This window comes from Geminicoccus harenae, from assembly GCF_019800005.1.
Classification (GTDB): Bacteria; Pseudomonadota; Alphaproteobacteria; order Geminicoccales; family Geminicoccaceae; genus Geminicoccus; species Geminicoccus harenae.
Map to the genome: position 1 here is coordinate 65,974 of NZ_JABGCL010000013.1, position 17,238 is coordinate 83,211.

17 protein-coding genes are annotated in these 17,238 nt (G+C 69.2%); 13 read left to right on the forward strand and 4 right to left on the reverse strand.

Annotation, left to right across the window (positions count from 1 at the left end; genetic code table 11):
• The first annotated feature begins 157 nt into the window (after positions 1 to 157).
• The 5 genes from uxaC to HLA95_RS14140 all read left to right on the forward strand — a co-directional run bounded on the left by uxaC (position 158) and on the right by HLA95_RS14140 (position 4,857).
• Positions 158 to 1,561, forward strand: coding sequence for a glucuronate isomerase (uxaC, locus tag HLA95_RS14120; RefSeq protein ID WP_223861534.1), 1,404 nt, complete (start codon positions 158 to 160; stop codon positions 1,559 to 1,561).
• 26 nt (positions 1,562 to 1,587) lie between these two features.
• On the forward strand, positions 1,588 to 2,577 hold the full coding sequence (locus tag HLA95_RS14125) for a TRAP transporter substrate-binding protein (protein ID WP_222183671.1): 990 nt from the start codon (positions 1,588 to 1,590) through the stop codon (positions 2,575 to 2,577).
• 40 nt (positions 2,578 to 2,617) lie between these two features.
• Positions 2,618 to 3,172 (forward strand): TRAP transporter small permease, encoded by a 555-nt coding sequence (locus HLA95_RS14130; protein WP_191059967.1) that lies wholly within the window; start codon positions 2,618 to 2,620, stop codon positions 3,170 to 3,172.
• Positions 3,173 to 3,176: 4 nt separating this feature from the next.
• Positions 3,177 to 4,457, forward strand: a complete 1,281-nt coding sequence (locus HLA95_RS14135) for a TRAP transporter large permease (RefSeq protein WP_191059968.1) — start codon at positions 3,177 to 3,179, stop codon at positions 4,455 to 4,457.
• 73 nt (positions 4,458 to 4,530) lie between these two features.
• On the forward strand, positions 4,531 to 4,857 hold the full coding sequence (locus HLA95_RS14140; RefSeq protein WP_191059969.1) for a cupin domain-containing protein: 327 nt from the start codon (positions 4,531 to 4,533) through the stop codon (positions 4,855 to 4,857).
• Here the strand turns inward: HLA95_RS14140 and HLA95_RS14145 are convergent.
• Both HLA95_RS14145 and wrbA read right to left on the reverse strand, forming a co-directional pair.
• Positions 4,854 to 6,065, reverse strand: a complete 1,212-nt coding sequence (locus HLA95_RS14145) for an MFS transporter (RefSeq protein WP_191059970.1) — start codon at positions 6,063 to 6,065, stop codon at positions 4,854 to 4,856. The genes HLA95_RS14140 and HLA95_RS14145 overlap by 4 nt on opposite strands.
• Complete coding sequence (gene wrbA, locus HLA95_RS14150; RefSeq protein ID WP_191062051.1) at positions 6,065 to 6,691, reverse strand: NAD(P)H:quinone oxidoreductase; 627 nt, start codon at positions 6,689 to 6,691, stop codon at positions 6,065 to 6,067. Before wrbA ends, HLA95_RS14145 begins: the two co-directional genes overlap by 1 nt.
• 97 nt (positions 6,692 to 6,788) lie before the next feature.
• Between wrbA and HLA95_RS14155 the strand changes: the two genes are divergently transcribed.
• Positions 6,789 to 7,694 (forward strand): LysR family transcriptional regulator, encoded by a 906-nt coding sequence (locus HLA95_RS14155; RefSeq protein WP_191062050.1) that lies wholly within the window; start codon positions 6,789 to 6,791, stop codon positions 7,692 to 7,694.
• An 8-nt stretch (positions 7,695 to 7,702) separates the two neighbouring features.
• On the opposite strand, the gene HLA95_RS14160 is transcribed toward HLA95_RS14155, so the two are convergent.
• Positions 7,703 to 8,776, reverse strand: coding sequence for an adenylate/guanylate cyclase domain-containing protein (locus tag HLA95_RS14160; protein ID WP_222183673.1), 1,074 nt, complete (start codon positions 8,774 to 8,776; stop codon positions 7,703 to 7,705).
• Between the two features lie 84 nt (positions 8,777 to 8,860).
• Here HLA95_RS14160 and HLA95_RS14165 point away from each other — a divergent pair, with 84 nt between their 5' ends.
• From HLA95_RS14165 to HLA95_RS14195, 7 genes are all read left to right on the forward strand, one after another.
• Positions 8,861 to 9,784, forward strand: a complete 924-nt coding sequence (locus HLA95_RS14165) for a LysR family transcriptional regulator (protein ID WP_191060193.1) — start codon at positions 8,861 to 8,863, stop codon at positions 9,782 to 9,784.
• Between the two features lie 156 nt (positions 9,785 to 9,940).
• The gene (locus HLA95_RS14170; protein ID WP_191060196.1) at positions 9,941 to 10,366 is read left to right on the forward strand and encodes a formate dehydrogenase subunit gamma; all 426 of its coding nucleotides are present in this window, start codon (positions 9,941 to 9,943) and stop codon (positions 10,364 to 10,366) included.
• Complete coding sequence (locus tag HLA95_RS14175; protein WP_191060194.1) at positions 10,363 to 11,922, forward strand: formate dehydrogenase beta subunit; 1,560 nt, start codon at positions 10,363 to 10,365, stop codon at positions 11,920 to 11,922. Before HLA95_RS14170 ends, HLA95_RS14175 begins: the two co-directional genes overlap by 4 nt.
• 14 nt (positions 11,923 to 11,936) lie before the next feature.
• The gene (gene fdhF, locus HLA95_RS14180) at positions 11,937 to 14,777 is read left to right on the forward strand and encodes a formate dehydrogenase subunit alpha (RefSeq protein WP_222183674.1); all 2,841 of its coding nucleotides are present in this window, start codon (positions 11,937 to 11,939) and stop codon (positions 14,775 to 14,777) included.
• Positions 14,774 to 15,613 carry a formate dehydrogenase accessory sulfurtransferase FdhD gene (gene fdhD, locus HLA95_RS14185; protein ID WP_222183675.1) on the forward strand — a complete coding sequence of 280 codons (840 nt, stop codon included), beginning with the start codon at positions 14,774 to 14,776 and terminating at the stop codon, positions 15,611 to 15,613. Before fdhF ends, fdhD begins: the two co-directional genes overlap by 4 nt.
• Entirely contained in the window at positions 15,610 to 15,834 is a 225-nt protein-coding gene (locus HLA95_RS14190; protein ID WP_191062340.1) for a formate dehydrogenase subunit delta, read from the forward strand. The genes fdhD and HLA95_RS14190 overlap by 4 nt, the downstream gene beginning before the upstream one ends.
• A 12-nt stretch (positions 15,835 to 15,846) precedes the next feature.
• Positions 15,847 to 15,984: a hypothetical protein gene (locus tag HLA95_RS14195; RefSeq protein ID WP_191062341.1), complete on the forward strand. Its 138-nt coding sequence runs from the start codon at positions 15,847 to 15,849 to the stop codon at positions 15,982 to 15,984.
• 85 nt (positions 15,985 to 16,069) lie between these two features.
• On the opposite strand, the gene curA is transcribed toward HLA95_RS14195, so the two are convergent.
• The gene (curA, locus tag HLA95_RS14200) at positions 16,070 to 17,095 is read right to left on the reverse strand and encodes an NADPH-dependent curcumin/dihydrocurcumin reductase (RefSeq protein WP_222183676.1); all 1,026 of its coding nucleotides are present in this window, start codon (positions 17,093 to 17,095) and stop codon (positions 16,070 to 16,072) included.
• Between the last annotated feature and the right edge of the window lie 143 nt (positions 17,096 to 17,238).

Here is a 17,238-nt window from a genome sequence, read left to right on the forward strand (position 1 = left end):
GGGGCAGAGCGACTCACGCAGGGCGCACCCGCGTCAAGAGGGCACGTCCCCCGGGAGCCTGCGTAACGTCATCATGGTGCTTGTCGGGACAGGACTGATATATTACCTTTTTCGGCAATACTGGTCATCAAGACACCAGACTTTCAGGGAGGCAGGCTTGCTGCTCGATCCGAACCGGCTGCTGCCGTTCGATCCCGCTGCCCGCAGCTTGGCGCGCCGGCTCCTGGCCGAGGTGGCGCCCTTGCCGATCGTCAGCCCGCACGGCCACACCGATCCCAGCTGGTACGCGCTGGACCAGCCCTTCCCCGACCCCGCCCAGCTCTTCGTGGTGCCCGACCACTACGTGTTCCGCATGCTCTACAGCCAGGGCGTGCGGCTGGAGGAACTGGGCGTGCCGAGCGTGGACGGCACGCCGGTCGAGACCGACGGGCGCCGGATCTGGCGGCGCTTTGCCGAGCACTACCACCTGTTCCGCGGCACCCCGACTAGGCTCTGGCTGGACCATGCCTTTGCCACCCTGTTCGGCCTGGAGGAGCGGCTGTCGGCCCACAACGCCGATTCCCACTATGACCGCATCGCCGACTGCCTGGCCCGGCCGGAGTTCCGGCCGCGCGCCTTGTTCGAGCGGTTCAATATCGAGGTGATCGCCACCACCGAGAGCCCGCTCGACGATCTGCGCTGGCACAAGCAGATCCGGGAATCCGGCTGGGGCGGCCGGGTGGTCACCGCGTACCGGCCCGACCCGGTGGTCGATCCCGACTTCCAGGGCTTTGCCGCCAATCTCGACCGGTTCGGCGAGCTCACCGGCTGCGATACCGGGAACTGGCAGGGCTATCTCGATGCCCACCGCCAGCGCCGCGCCTTCTTCAAGACGATGGGCGCCACCTCCACCGATCACGGCCACCCGACCGCCCGCACGCTCGACCTGGACGGGCCGGCTGCGGCCGACCTGTTCGCCAGGGTGCGCGGTGGCGAGGCCTCGGCCGCCGAGCGCGAGGCGTTCCGCGCGCAGATGCTGACCGAGATGGCGCGGATGAGCCTGGACGACGGGCTGGTCATGCAGATCCATCCAGGATCCTGGCGCAACCACGACCCGCATCTGTTCGCCTGCTTCGGCCGGGACAAGGGTGCCGACATCCCGACCCGCACCGACTATGTCGAGGCGCTGCGCCCGCTGCTGGCTGCCGTCGGCCACCGCGCCGACCTGACCGTGATCCTGTTCACGCTGGACGAGAGCGCCTACGCGCGCGAGCTGGCGCCTTTGGCCGGCGTCTATCCCTGCCTGAGGCTGGGCCCTGCCTGGTGGTTCTTCGACAGCCCCGAGGGCATGCGGCGCTATCGCGAGCTCACCACCGAGACGGCCGGCTTCTACAACACGGTCGGCTTCAACGACGACACCCGCGCCTTCCCCTCGATCCCGGCCCGCCACGACATGGCGCGGCGGGTCGATTGCGCCTTTCTCGCCGAGCTCGTCCTGACCGGGCGGCTGGACGAGGACGAGGCGTTCGAGCTCGCGCATGACCTAGCCTACGGCCTCGCCAAGAAGGCCTACCGCCTCTGAACCCCGGATCAGGGAGTTTACGGACGATGATGCTCAACCGACGCACGGCGCTGGCCGCCGGCACCGCCCTTGCCACCACCGGCCTGATGGGCGGTACCGCTCGCGCGCAGACCGTCACGCTGCGCTCCGCCGACATCCACCCGGAAGGCTATCCGACCGTGGCGGCGGTCCAGTTCATGGGCGAGCTGATCAAGGAGCGCACCGGCGGCCGGCTGGAGATCCAGCTCTTCCCGTCCGGCCAGCTGGGCGGCGAGAAGGACACGATCGAGCAGACGCGCTTTGGCGTCATCGACATGAACCGGATCAACTTCGCGCCCTTCAACAACCTGATCCCCGAGACCCAGATCCTCTCGCTGCCCTTCCTGTTCCGCTCCGAGGACCACATGCACCAGGTCATCGACGGCGAGATCGGCGAGGAGATCGCGGCCGCCTTCGAGCCGCATGATCTCGTGGTGTTGGCCTTCTACGATTCGGGGGCGCGCTCCTTCTACAACGCCAAGCACCCGATCCAGACGCTCGACGACATGAAGGGGCTGAAGATCCGGGTCCAGCAGTCCGACCTGTTCATCGCCATGATCCAGGCACTGGGCGCCAACGCCACGCCGATCCCGTTCGGCGAGGTCTATTCCGCCCTGCAGACCGGCGTGGTCGACGGGGCGGAGAACAACTGGCCGTCCTATGATTCGGTGAAGCATTACGAGGTCGCGAAGTTCTACTCGCAGACCGAGCACTCCATGTCGCCGGAAGCCCTGGTCATGTCCAAGGCCAGCTATGACCGCCTCACCCCGGAGGACCAGGCGATCGTCAAGGCGGCGGCCAAGGAGTCGGTGCCGAAGATGCGCGAGCTGTGGGTGGCGCGCGAGAAGGAGGCCCGCACGCGGGCCGAGGCCGGCGGCGCGGTCGCCAACCCGGTGGACAAGGCGCCGTTCATCGCCGCCATGGAGCCGGTCTATGCCGAGTTCGTGACCGACGCGAAGCTCCAGGACCTGGTCCAGCGCATCCGCGCCATGGCCTGAGCCGGCCCTGTCCCGCCAGTTCCCCCAGCCGGATCGCGCCATGCCCGTTGCCGCCACCGTTCCGGGGGATCCGACCGCCCCGCCTGCTTCCCCGCTGGTCCGGCCAGTGGGCCCGCTCGCCCGGCTGCACCGGGTGCTCGACCGAATTGCGGCGGTGGCGCTCTGGTCGGCCGCGGCGGGCCTGATCGCCATGACCGCCGCGATCGCCTGGCAGGTGTTCGGCCGCTACGTGCTGAATGACAGCCCGCACTGGACCGAGCCCGGCTCGCTCCTGCTGATGAGCTGGTTCATCCTGCTGGGTGCCGCGGTGGGGGTGCGCGAGAGCGATCATTTGGGCTTCGAGATCGGCCTCACCCTCGCCCCCCCGAAGCTGCGCAAGGCGATGCAGTGCACCAGCTTCGCGCTGATCACCCTGTTCGGCCTGGGCATGGCCTTCTATGGCGCCAAGCTCGCCGCCGGCACCTGGGGCGCCACCATGTCGGGTCTGGGCATCCCGCAGGGCGTGGACTACCTCCCGCTGGTGCTGGGCGGCCTGCTCATCGCCCTGTTCGCCCTGGAGAAACTGCTCCAGCGCCTGATCGCGCGGGCGGACTGACCCCATGGCGATGGCGATCCTGTTCGGCGCGTTCTCCTTCCTCCTGCTGATCGGCATGCCGGTCGCCTTCTGCCTGGGCATCGCCTCGGTGGCGACCGTGTTCTACATGGGCATCCCGCCGGTCGTGGTGTTCCAGCAGCTCAACTCGGGCATCAACGTCTTCGCGATGATGGCGATCCCGTTCTTCATCTTCGCCGGCGACCTGATGATCCGCGGCGGCATCGCCGAGCGGCTGATCCGCTTCGCCGCCAGCCTGGTGGGCCACCTGCGCGGCGGCCTGGGCCAGGTCAACGTGCTGACCTCGACCATGTTCGGCGGCATCTCTGGCTCGGCCGTGGCCGACGCCTCGGCGGTGGGCGGCATCATGATCCCGCAGATGGCCAGGCGCGGCTATGACCGGGACTATGCGGTCAACGTCACGGTCAACTCGGCGATCATCGCCCTGCTGGTCCCGCCCTCGCACAACATGATCATCTACTCGGTGACCGCGGGCGGCAGCATCTCGATCGCCGACCTGTTCACCGCCGGCATCATCCCGGGCCTGCTGCTGGCGCTGGCGCTCATGGTCACCGCCTGGATCGTCGCGGTGCGCCGCGGCTATCCCGCCGGCATGTTCCCGGGCTTCGCCGCGATCGGCCGCTACCTGCTGGCCGCCCTGCCGGGCCTCCTCCTGATCGGCATCATCTTCGGCGGCGTGCGCTCGGGCGTGTTCACCGCGACCGAGAGTTCCTGCATCGCCGTGGTCTATGCGCTGCTGGTCACCGTGCTGGTCTATCGCGAGCTGGACTGGCGGGGCTTCTGCGAGGCGACGCTGGGGGCGGTGCGCACCACCGCCATGGTCCTGCTGGTGATCGGCACGGCTGCCTCGTTCGGCTGGCTGATGGCCTTCATGCAGGTGCCCGCCGCCACGATCCAGCTGATGCAGGCGATCTCCTCGGACCCGATCGTCATCCTCCTGCTGATCAACCTGGCGCTTTTGTTCCTCGGCACCTTCATGGACATGGCGCCACTCATCATCATCACCACGCCGATCTTCCTGCCGCTGGTGAAGAGCTTCGGCATCGACCCGGTCCATTTCGGCGTGATCCTGATCCTGAACGCTGGGATCGGCCTGAACACGCCGCCGGTGGGCTCGGTGCTGTTCGTCGGCTGCGCGGTAGGCGGCATCACGATCGGCCAGGCGATGAAGACGATCTGGCCGTTCTTCGGCGCCTCGATCGCCGTGCTCCTGCTGGTCACCTACGTGCCGGCCTTGTCCTTGTGGCTGCCGGCCCTGTTCCGGTGAGCCTCCCCGCCGCCCGCCACCAGCGCCACTCGCATCCCCTCCAGATCCACGCAGCCAAAAAGGGAACCGCCCGATGCCCCTGTTCGCCACCACCGCCGACGCACCCTGGCAGGAGGTGGCGCCCGGCGTGCACCGTCAGGTGCTCAGCCATGACGAGAACATGATGACCGTGCGGGTCCGGTTCGAGAAGGGTGCCGTCGGCGCCATGCACCACCACCCCCACACCCAGGTGAGCCTGGTGGAATCCGGCCTGTTCGAGGCCACGATCGCGGGCGAGACCCGCCGCCTCCAGCCGGGCGACATCTACCATGTGCCGCCGAATGCGCCGCATGGCTGCGTCGCCCTGGAAGCCGGGGCGCTGGTGGACGTGTTCACGCCCAGGCGGGACGATTTTCTTTAGGTCGATACGCCGGGAGGTCCGGCTTTGAGCCGGCCAGTAAGCAGCGCCGCCACGCCCAGGGCCATTGCCGCCGCCGCTACGACGACGACGGTCGCTGCCGGCCAGCCCCATGTCTCGATCACTTCACCGACCAGCACCGGGCCCAGCATCTGGCCGAGATTGCTGCCCTGCATCAGCAGGCCGACGACGATTGCCGTCAGCGCGGGAACAGGTACTGCGAGCGGGGCGGAGGCCAGGAGCGTGGCCGGTATCAGTCCGCCGATCGCCGAGAACAGGAGGCAGAGCAGCAGGGCCGGTCCGTTGCCCACTACGGCCGGAAAGATGCCGAGCGCGCACAGGCCCATCAGCAGGGCGGCAGCACCGATCAGCCCCGGGCGGGACATGCCTCGGGCGAGCAGCCGGCCCGCCGCCAGGTTGCCCAGCACGTTCACGGCAGTGGCGAGCGCGCTCAGCAGGCCCGCCATACCGTGGCCCATCTCCATCCGGTCCATCAGCAGGATCGGCAGGAAACTGAACAGGGCGAAGAACATCAGGCTGTAGAGCACGAAGCAGAGCGCCAGGAGCACGGGTGCCGGAGCCTTGAGCGCATGCACCACGTCCTGCAGGAGCCCGGCTCCGGGCGCGGCCGGCTGCGCGTCCCCTGCCGGCACGACCCGCAGCACCGCCACCAGGACGAGTGCCGCTACCACCGCGGTGGCCCACCAGAACGCGCGCCAGCTCTCGAACAAGGGTCCGACCAGCATCGCGAGCGCCATGCCGGTCGGCATGAAGCAGCTCCACAGCGACAGCGTCCCGTCCCGCGCTTGGGGTGGAGCAATCCGCTGCAGCACGGCCGGCGCTGCGACCACGATCAGGAGGAAGCCCAGTCCCTCCACGACCCGCGAGCCCAGGAGCAGCGGGAATGAGGCGGCACCGGCTCCGCCAGCGGCCCCGCCCAGGATCGCCAGGAGCCCCAGGGACAACACGAGCCGGTCACCCAGCGCCCGGACTACGGCGCCGACGGGAATGCCGCCGGCAGCTCCGAGCAGCGCGAACACCGCCGTCAGCCAGCCGATCGAGGCCAGATCGACGTGAAGATCAGCCTGCAGGAGTGGTGCCGCGATCGCGGCCTTGCCGACCTGCACCGCGGCGACCACACCGGCCCCGACGATGGCGGCCACGGCCAGCCGGTCCACGGCCGGCGTCGGCAGGCCGATCGCCCTTGCCATCAGGCCGCCTCCGTCATCCTGGCAGCGGCCAGGGCTCGCGCCAGCGTCGCGACGTGGCGCCCCTGGAAGCGGGCACCCGCCAGCTCGTTCTCGCTCGGCTGGCGGTCGCCGCCCTGGCCGTCATCGGCAAGCGTCGAGGCGCCATAGGGCGAGCCGCCGGTCACCTCGTCCATGCGCAACTGCCCCTTGAAGCTATAGGGCAGGCCGGCGACGACCATGCCGAGATGCAGGAGCACGGTGTGGATGGAGACGAGCGTGGTCTCCTGTCCGCCATGCTGGCTGCCAGTGGAGGTGAAGGCACTGCCAAGCCGCCCGACCAGCGCGTCGCGCGCCCACAGGCCACCAGCTTGGTCCAGGAAGTTCTTCATCTGGGCAGCCATGTTACCAAAGCGCGTGGGCGTCCCAATCACGATGGCATCGTAGTCTGCCAGTTCCTCGACCGTCGCAACCTCGGCCGGCTGATCCAGCCGGTAGCCCTTCCGATGGGCGACGGCTTCGGGCACCAGCTCGGGCACCCGCTTCACCACGACCGCGGCACCCGCCTCCCGAGCGCCCGCGGCCACCGCCTGCGCCAACCGCTCGACATGGCCGAAGGCCGAATAATAGAGCACCAGCACCCTGGTCATTCCGTGTCCTCCGAATCTGCTGTTGCCGGAGGATATGACTGCCACCTGATCTACTGGAGTGCGATAATTCGCATCGAACTGATGCACGGGATCGATCATGTTGGACGTCCTGACCCTGGACCAGCTCCGCACCTTCGTGGCCGTGGCCGAAAGCGGCAGCTTTCGCCAAGGCGCGACACGTCTCGCCCGGGCACAGTCCGCGGTCAGCCATGCCATTGCCAACCTGGAGCGGGAACTGGGCCTCAGCCTGTTCGACCGTGCCGGCCATCGCCCGCGGCTGACGCCGGAGGGAGAGGCCCTGCTCGCCAACGCGCGGGACATCCTGCTGCGGGTCGACGCGATGCGTGCCCGTGCCCGGGGACTGGGCCAGGGTGTCGAACTGGAACTGTCGCTGGTAGTCGACACCCTGTTCCCGCTGGACCTGATAGGCGCGGCACTGGCCGAGGTTCACGCAACCTACCCGACCGTTGCCTTCCATCTCGACGTGGCGCCCATGGGCGGGCCCGCCTCCGCCCTGCTTGAGCGGCGCAGCACCCTGGCGATCATGGCGGGCGAGGATTTCCGCGACCCGCGCCTGTCCTTCACCGCGCTCAGCCCGATCGAGCAGGTGGCGGTGGTGGCGGACAGCCATCCTCTCGCCCGCCAGCCTGCCGATAGGCCGCTCGACGTGGCGCAGCTCTTCGACCATCTGCAGATCGTGCTGGCCGATCCCACGCCCATGTCCGAAGGGCGCAGTTTCGGCGTGCTGTCGCCCCAGACCTGCCGGGTCGGCAGCCAGGAGGCCAAGCACGCCATGATCCTGGCGGGGCTCGGCTGGGGCAGGCTACCCAGCTGGCTGGTCGCGCGCGATCTACGGGAAGGCCGGCTCCACCGGCTGGATACGAGTGCACTCGGTCGCGGCGGCCAGACCCGCTACGAGGTCTATCTGGCCCACCGCCTGGACCAGCCGCTGGGCCCCGCTGCCCGCACGTTCGCCAAGGCATTGGCCGAAAGCACTGGCTGATGGCCCGCTCACGCCTCGCCCAGCAGCTCGAACACCCGCTCGGTCCGCGCCCTGCCCGGCAGCTCGATCACGCCGTGCGGGCGGAAGCGGAACTGCGTTTCCGCCTGGGCGTGGGTCGCTTCCGAGACCAGGATCCGGCTGCCCAGGCGCTTGTTGGCGGCCTCCAGCCGGGCGGCGAGGTTCACCGCGTCGCCGATCACCGTGTAGGTGCGGGCATGCTGGGGCCCCAGGCTGCCGGCGATCACCTCGCCCGTGGCGATGCCGCAGCGGATCTCGATCGCGTCGGCCGACAGGCCGAACTGGTCGCGGACCCGGGCCCGCAGGTCGCCCAGGCGGGCGCGCTGGGCAAGGGCCGCCCGGCAGGCCAGCACGGCCGGCTCGCCCTGCGGGGTGAAAAGATGCGACCAGAACGCCATGATCCCGTCGCCGATATATTTGTCGGTGACGCCCTGATGCGCGCCGATCGGCGCCGACATTTCCTCCAGATAGGCGTTCAGGAAGGCGACGATCCCGGAGGGCGGCAGTTCCTCGGCCAGGTGGCTGAAGCCCTGCAGGTCGAGAAAGGCGATGGTCGCCTCCTGCCGGCTGCCCTCGTCGATCTGGTCGGCCTGAGCGATCAGCCGCTCGACGATGCGCGGGTCGATATAGGAGCCGAACAGGCTCTTCAGCTTGCGCCGCTGCCGCTCGACCGAGATGTCGGCCAGCAGCACGATCACCCCGCCCGGGTCCTCGCCCTCGCCGCGCAGCAGGGTGGTGCGCACCAGCAGATCGCGCACCGTGGCGAGTTCCAGGGTCACCTCGCGCTCATGGGTGACCGCGGGCTCGTAGATCGCCTGGAGCAGCACCTCGTTCAGCGGCTCGAACGCCTCGTCCAGGAGGAACAGCTCGGCATAGCTCCGGCCGGTGGCGCTGACCGCATCCAGGTCGAGCAGCCGGGCCGCGGCCGGGTTGATGGTGATCAGCCGGCCTTCCAGGTCGAGCGTCAGTACGCCGTCCTGCAGGTCGGCCAGGATCCGCTCGTGGATCTGCAGCTCGACGGCCAATGCGGCTTCCCCCATCGCGAGCCCGTGCCGCCGGATCATGGCAGGCCAGCCGGCGCTTGTCGCCTCCGCCCGGGCACCGCATCGTGGCCCGGCACGACCGCACCGCCGAGAACAGAGCGTCCGATGCAGCTTCGCCACCTGGCCTATTTCGCTTCGCTCGGGCGCGAGCTGCATTTCGGCCGCGCCGCGGCTGCCTGCAACATCACCCAGTCCACGCTCTCCGCGGCGATCCGCCAGCTCGAGGAGGAGGTGGGCGCACCGCTGGTCGAGCGCGACCGGCGCTTTCGCGACTTCACCCCGGAAGGCCGGGTCCTGCTCGGCTGGGCCAGGCGGATGCTGGCCGAGCGCGACCTGCTCGATCAGGAACTGGGTGCGCTGCGCGAGGGGCTGACCGGGCACCTGCGGATCGGCGCCATCCCGATGGCCCTGCCGATCGTGGGCATGGTGACCACGCCCTTGCTGGAGGCCTATCCGGGCGTGCGCATGACCGTGACCTCGCGCACCTCCACCGAGATCCAGCGCGGCCTGGACGAGTTCCACCTGGAAGCCGGCCTGACCTATCTCGACAACGAGCCTTTGCACGGGCTGCGCGCCGTGCCGCTCTATCGCGAGCGCTACCTGCTGGTGACGCCCAAGGACGGGCCGTTCGCCGGGCGCAAGGAAGCGGCCTGGTCGGAGCTGGCGCCGCTGCCGCTCTGCCTGCTGACCCCGGACATGCAGAACCGGCGCATCCTGAACGGCATCTTCACCGAGATGGGCCTCACCCCGGCGCCGCGCCTGGAAACCAACTCGGTGATGGCGCTCTATTCGCAGATGCGCGCGGGTGCCTGGTCCAGCGTCCTGCCGCACAGCTTCCTCTGGGTCGCCGGCATCCCGCCCGGGATGATCGCCGTGCCGCTGGCCAGGCCCGACCGGTCCCACAAGATCGGGCTGGTGCTGCGCGACCAGTCGCCGATCCCGCCGCTGGTGGCCGCTCTCGAAAAAGCGGCATCCGGGTTGCGGCTTCAGGACATGATCGAGCAATTGGAAGCTGATGATCGAGAATAGCGATCATACCATCGATTTTCCCCGTTTGATCATCGGGCTGAACCGGTGGATAGAATTAGTCGAACTCTGAAGGGCGGTTCGCTGCGGGAGGCTGGCGGCTTGCTGGTGCAGGAACGGTATCGAGAATTCGACCCGGCGGAAGTGCGGGCGGTGGCGATGGAGCTGAAGGGCCTGGAGGGTCCGCTCCTGCCGATCCTCCACGCGCTGGTCGACCGGTTCGGCCATGTCGATCGCCGCGCGGTCCCGATCGTGGCCGAGGTCCTGAACCTGTCGCGCGCCGACGTGCATGGCGTCGTGACCTTCTACCATGACTTCCGGCAGGAGCCGGCCGGGCGCCATGTGATCAAGCTCTGCCAGGCGGAGGCCTGCCAGTCGATGGGCTCGGACCGGGTGCTGGCGGCGCTCGAGACCGCGCTCGGCATCCGTATGGGCGAGACCAGCCCGGATGGCAGGGTCACGCTGGAGCCGGTCTACTGCCTGGGCCTGTGCGCCAGCGCACCGTCGGCCATGCTGGACGGCGAACTCCACGCCCGGCTCGATCCGGTGAACGTGCTGGCGCTTGCCCAGGAGGTGGCGGCATGAGCCGGGTGCGCGTCTTCATTCCCCAGGATGCCGCGGCGCTGGCAGTGGGTGCCGGCCAGGTGGTGGCCCGGATCCGCGCCGAGGCGCTGACCCGCGGGCTCGACATCGAGATCGTGCGCAACGGCAGCCGGGGCATGCTCTGGCTGGAGCCGCTGGTCGAGGTCGAGCTGCCGCAAGGCCGGGTGGGCTATGGCCCGATGACCGCGGCCGAAATCCCTTCCCTGTTCGACGCCGGCTTCCTCCAGGGCGGCAGCCATCCGCGCGGGATCGGCCTCGTCGCCGACCATCCCTGGCTCACCTGCCAGCAGCGCCTGACCTTTGCACGCTGCGGGCTGACTGCCCCGCTCTCGCTCGACGATTATCGCGCGCATGGGGGGCTGGCGGGTCTGGCCAAGGCGCTGCAGATGGCGCCAGCGGCGATCATCGAGGAGGTAACCCGCTCGGGCCTGCGCGGCCGGGGCGGTGCCGGCTTTCCTACCGGCATCAAGTGGCGCACCGCTGCCCAGACCGAAGCCGACCAGCGCTACATCGTCTGCAACGCGGACGAGGGCGACAGCGGCACGTTCGCCGACCGGATGATCATGGAGGGCGACCCCTACCTCCTGATCGAGGGCATGGTGATCGCCGGCCTGGCCGTGGGCGCCACCAAGGGCTTCGTCTATATCCGCTCCGAATATCCGCACGCCTTCAAGACCTTCGTCGAGGCGATCCGGATCGCCGAGGCGGCGGGCATCCTGGGCGACGACATCCTGGGCAGCGGCCGGGTCTTCCACCTGGAAGCGCGCCTGGGGGCCGGCGCCTATATCTGCGGCGAGGAGACCTCGCTGCTGGACAGCCTGGAGGGCAAGCGCGGCACGGTGCGCAAGAAGCCGCCGCTGCCCGCGATCCAGGGCCTGTTCGGCCGCCCGACCATCATCAACAACGTGCTGTCATTGACGGCCGTGCCGACCATCCTGGCGATGGGCGGCGACTTCTACCAGGAGTTCGGGATGGGCCGCTCGCGCGGCACCATGCCGATCCAGCTGGCCGGCAACATCAAGCATGGCGGACTGATCGAGCGCGCCTTCGGCCTGACGCTGGGCGAACTGGTCGAGGACCTGGGCGGCGGCACCCGCACCGGCCGGCCGATCCGTGCGGTGCAGGTGGGCGGCCCGCTCGGCGCCTACTGGCCGACCTCGCTGTTCGACACGCCGTTCGACTACGAGGCGTTCGCCGCCAGGGGCGGGATGATCGGCCATGGCGGCATCGTCGTGTTCGACGACACGGTGGATCTGGCGAAGCAGGCCCGCTTCGCGCTGGAGTTCTGCGCGATCGAATCCTGCGGCAAGTGCACGCCCTGCCGGATCGGCTCGACCCGTGGTGTCGAGGTGATGGACCGGATCCTGGCCGGACAGGACGTCGTGCACCAGATCAACCTGTTGCAGGACCTGGCCGAGGTGATGCGCGACGGCTCGCTCTGCGCGCTGGGCGGCCTCACCCCGATGCCGGTCATGAGTGCGCTCACCCACTTCCCCGAAGACTTCGACCGCGCGCAGAGCGCGCAGGCTGCCGAGTGAGAAGGACCGACATCATGACCCTCATCAAGGAGCAGGATCTCGGCACCCCCGCCGTCGTCAGCGACGTATCGGTGACCCTGGAGATCGACGGCCACCCGGTCACGGTGCCGGCCGGCACCACGGTGATGCGCGCGGCGGCGCTCGCGGGCGTCTCGGTGCCGAAACTGTGCGCCACCGACACGCTGGAGGAATTCGGCTCCTGCCGGCTTTGCTTGGTCGAGATCGAGGGCCGCCGCGGCACGCCCGCTTCCTGCACCACGCTGGTCGAGCCGGGCATGAAGGTCGTCACCCAGAACGAGCGGCTGGGCAGGCTGCGCCGCGGGGTGATGGAACTCTACATGTCCGACTTCCCCACGGACAATCTGGCGGTCCCGTCCAGCGGCGACTGCGAGATGCAGGACATGGTGGCCGCGGTCGGCCTGCGCGAGGTCCGCTACGGCTTTGCCGGCGCCAACCACCAGGACCTGCCCAAGGACGAGAGCAACCCCTACTTCACCTTCGACCCGGCCAAGTGCATCGTCTGCTCGCGCTGCGTGCGCGCCTGCGCCGAGGTCCAGGGCACGTTCGCGCTCACCATCGAGAATCGCGGCTTCGCGTCCAAGGTGTCGGCCGGCGTGGCCGAGCCCTTCCTCGAATCCGAATGCGTGTCCTGCGGCGCCTGCGTGGATGCCTGCCCGACCTCGTCCTTGATGGACAAGGCGATCATCGACAACGGGATGCCCAACCGCAGCGTGGTGACGACCTGCGCCTATTGCGGGGTCGGCTGCTCGTTCAAGGCCGAGCTGCAGGGCAACCAGGTCCTGCGCATGCGCCCGCACAAGGACGGCAAGGCCAATCACGGCCATAGCTGCGTCAAGGGCCGCTTCGCCTGGGGCTATGTCACGCACAAGGACCGGATCACCAAGCCGATGATCCGCGCCTCGATCCACGAGCCCTGGCAGGAAGTCTCCTGGGAAACCGCGATCAACCACGCGGCGTCCGAGTTCAAGCGCATCCAGGCCAAGTACGGGCGCGGCTCGATCGGCGGCATCACCAGCTCGCGCTGCACCAACGAGGAAACCTTCCTCGTCCAGAAGATGGTCCGCGCCGCATTCGGCAACAACAATGTCGATACCTGCGCGCGCGTCTGCCACTCGCCGACCGGCTATGGCCTGCGCACCGCGTTCGGCACGTCGGCCGGCACCCAGGACTTCGATTCGGTGATGGACGCCGACGTCATCCTGGTGATCGGCGCCAACCCGACCGACGCCCACCCGGTGTTCGGCTCACGCATGAAGAAGCGGCTGCGCCAGGGTGCCCGGCTGATCGTGATCGACCCGCGCCGGATCGACCTGGTGCGCACGCCCCATGTGGAGGCCGAGCATCATCTCCAGCTCCTGCCCGGCACCAATGTCGCGGTCCTGAACGCGCTGGCCCATGTGATCGCGACCGAGGGCATGGTCGACGAGGCCTTCGTCGCCGAGCGCTGCGACCCTGCCGACTTCGCGGTCTGGCTGGACTTCATCAAGCGCCCGGAGAATGCGCCCGAGGCGGTCGAGGGCATGACCGGCGTGCCGGCGGCCACGATCCGGGCGGCAGCACGCCTCTATGCCATGGGCGGCAATGCCGCGATCTATTACGGCCTGGGGGTGACCGAGCACAGCCAGGGCTCGACCGCGGTGATGGCCATGGCCAACCTCGCCATGGCCACCGGCAATCTCGGCCGGCCCGGCGTGGGCGTGAACCCGCTGCGCGGCCAGAACAACGTGCAGGGCTCCTGCGACATGGGCTCGTTCCCGCACGAGCTCTCGGGCTACCGCCATGTCGCCGACGAGGGCGTGCGGGCGCTGTTCGACCAGGCCTGGGGGGTCACCATCGACCACGAGCCCGGCCTGCGCATCCCGAACATGCTGGACGCCGCGATCGACGGCTCGTTCAAGGGCCTCTACATCCAGGGCGAGGACATCGCCCAGAGCGACCCGAACATCCAGCACGTGACGGCCGGTCTGGCTGCCATGGAATGCGTGGTCATCCAGGACATCTTCCTGAATGAGACCGCCAACTACGCCCATGTCTTCCTGCCGGGCTCCTCCTTCCTGGAGAAGGACGGCACCTTCACCAATGCAGAGCGCCGCATCTCCCGCGTGCGCAAGGCAATCCCGCCCATGGCCGGCATGGCCGACTGGGAAGTCACCATGGCCCTGTCCCGGGCGCTCGGCTACCCGATGGACTATACCCATCCGTCCGAGATCATGGACGAGATCGCGGCACTCACCCCGACCTTCGCGGGCGTGAGCTTCGAGCGGCTGGACCAGCTGGGCTCGATCCAGTGGCCGTGCAACGAGAAGGCGCCCGAAGGCACGCCCACCATGCATGTCGGCGGCTTCGCCCGCGGCAGGGGCAAGTTCGTGGTCACCGCCTATGTGCCGACCGAGGAGCGCACTGGCCCGCGCTTCCCGCTCCTGCTCACCACCGGCCGCATCCTCAGCCAGTACAATGTCGGCGCCCAGACCCGTCGGACCGCCAACACGGTCTGGCATGGCGAGGACGTCTTGGAGATCCATCCGCACGATGCCGAGCAGCGCGGCATCCAGGACGGCGACGTGGTGCTGCTGGCCAGCCGGGCCGGCGAGACCACGCTCACCGCGCTGATCTCCGAGCGGATGCAGCCGGGCGTGGTCTACACGACCTTCCACCACCCGATGAGCGGCGCCAACGTCGTCACCACCGAGAATTCCGACTGGGCGACCAACTGTCCGGAATACAAGGTCACGGCGGTCGAGGTGCGGCTCACCAACCAGCCCTCGCGCTGGCAGGAGGAGTACGAGCAGTTCCGCGAGGCGGCCCGGCAGATCGCGGCCGTGGCCGCCGAGTGACGGCGGGGCGGCTGGCTGGCGGCAGGCAGCGCCGCGACCGGCCGCTGGCACCCGGCCGGAAGGTGCGTCGCTACGAGGGCGGACGCTTCGTCGAGCGGATCGAGACGGTGGCCGGCGAGTGCGCCACGGCAATGGTCTATAACGGCCAGGACTTCGCCGTGCTGATGACCTCGCCCGAGCATCTGGAGGACTTCGCCACCGGCTTCACGCTGGCCGAGGGCATCGTCGACCATGCGAGCGAGATCGAGGCGGTCGAGATCGAGGACGTGGTGCTGGGCGTCGAGATCCGCATCACGATCCCGGCTGCGCGGATGGCGGCCCTGGCCGATCGCCAGCGCCACGTCACCGCCGGCACGTCCTGCGGCATGTGCGGCATCCTCAGCATCGAGCGGGCGCTGCGCCCGCTGCCGACCCTGCCGCCCGCCCCGCCCATCCCTGCCCCTTCCATCGAACGGGCCCTGGCGGCCCTGCCCGCCACCCAGACGCTCAACCGCCAGAGCGGCGCGGTCCATGCCGCGGCGTTCGCCACGCGCGAGGGCCGGGTGGCGCTGGTCCGCGAGGATGTCGGCCGGCACAACGCGCTCGACAAGCTGACCGGCGCCATGGCCCGGACCGGCACCGCAGCGGAGGACGGCTTCCTCGTGCTGACCAGCCGCTGCAGCACCGAGATGGTACAGAAGGCCGCCCTCGCCGGCTTCGCGGTGGTGGTCGCGATCTCCGCACCGACCACGCTGGCGGTCGAGCTGGCCGATGCCGCCGGCCAGGCCCTGATCGGCTTTGCCCGGCAGGGCGGCTTCAACATCTACACCCACGAGCAGCGGATCAGCGCCGGATGAACGTCAGGCACCTCGCCAACATGGCCAACCAGATCGCCACCTTCTTCGCCACCCAGCCGGGTGACGCCGCAGAGGCCACCGCCCAGCATATCCGCCAGTTCTGGGACCCGCGAATGCGCACCGCGATCAGCAAGCATGCGGAAGCCGGCGGCGAAGGGCTGGATCCGGTGGCGCTGGCAGCGGTGCGGCTGCTGGCCGAGACGAAGCAGCCGGCTGGCTGACGGCGGCTTCGGATGGCCGGCATCGTGACGGTTCGAGGCGGGGCGGAACCGGCCGGCTGCGATTGCTTCTTCATCATGGCCGGCCTCGAGCCGGCCATCCAGGAATGGTCGAGAAGACTGGATGGCCGGGTCAAGCCCGGTCATGATTGATAGGAGAAGACACAAGCTGTCAGGAGATGGTCGACCCCAGCAGGAAGCAGTTGCTGACCCGCCGGTTCATGCCTGGCCCGGCCTGTTACTCGGCCACCCGCACCAGGAGCTTGCCGAAGTTCTTCCCCTCCAGCAGGCCCCGTAGCGCGTCGGGCGCATTCTCCAGCCCGTCTACCACGTCCTCCTTGTACCGCAGCCGCCCGTCCTTCAGCCATTGTGCGGCTTCCCCGTAGAACTGCGGACGCAGCTCTGCGAACTCGCGCTGGATGAAGCCGCGGATCAGCAGGCTGCGGCTCAAGACCTCGCGCATCACCTGCGGCAGCCGGTCAGGCCCCTGCTTCGGCCCGGCCGGATCGTTGTACTGGGCGATCAGGCCGCAGACCGGGATGCGCGCGAACTCGTTGAGCAGCGGCAGCACTGCGTCGAAGACATGGCCGCCGACATTCTCGAAATACACATCGATCCCATCCGGGCAGGCCGCCGACAGCCGCTCCGGAAAGTCGGCGGCCCGGTGGTCCACCACAGCATCGAAGCCGAGCTCGTCCTTCACGAAGGCGCATTTCTCCGGCCCGCCGGCGATCCCGACCGCCCGTGCCCCCTTGATCCGGGCGATCTGGCCCACCACCGAGCCGACCGCACCGCTGGCGGCCGCCACCACCACGGTCTCGCCCGGCTGCGGCCGGCCGATCTGGAGCAGGCCGGACCAGGCGGTGAAGCCCGGCATGCCGAGCACGCCCAGGGCCGTGCTGACCGGGGCCAGCTCGGGGTCGAGCTTGCGCAGGCCGGTCCCGTCCGAAAGGGCGAAGCGTTGCCAGCCGGCATGGGACAGGACGATCTCGCCTTCCCGGTAGTCGGGGTGGCGGGAGCGCCGGATGCGCGCCACCGTCCCGCCTTCCATCACCGCCCCCAGCTCCACCGGCGGCGCGTAGGACTTCCGGGCGTCCATCCGGCCGCGCATGTAGGGATCGAGCGAAAGATAGAGGACCTCCAGCAGCACCTGCCCGTCCGCCGGCTCCGGCACGGGCGCGGTCTCGATGCGGAAATGCTCCGGCCCTGGCTGCCCTTCGGGCCGCGCCGCCAGGACGATCCGCTGGTTGATGTCGTTCCGCATCGTCTTCTCCCAAACCTCGCCCGCCGGCCGGATCATCGCCCAGGGCACCCGGCCCTGACATGCTCACCGTTCGTCCCACCGGCAAGCGGCCCGAGGTATCATGCCGAGGACACAGGCCCCAGGGGAGGACAGCGCATGTGGTC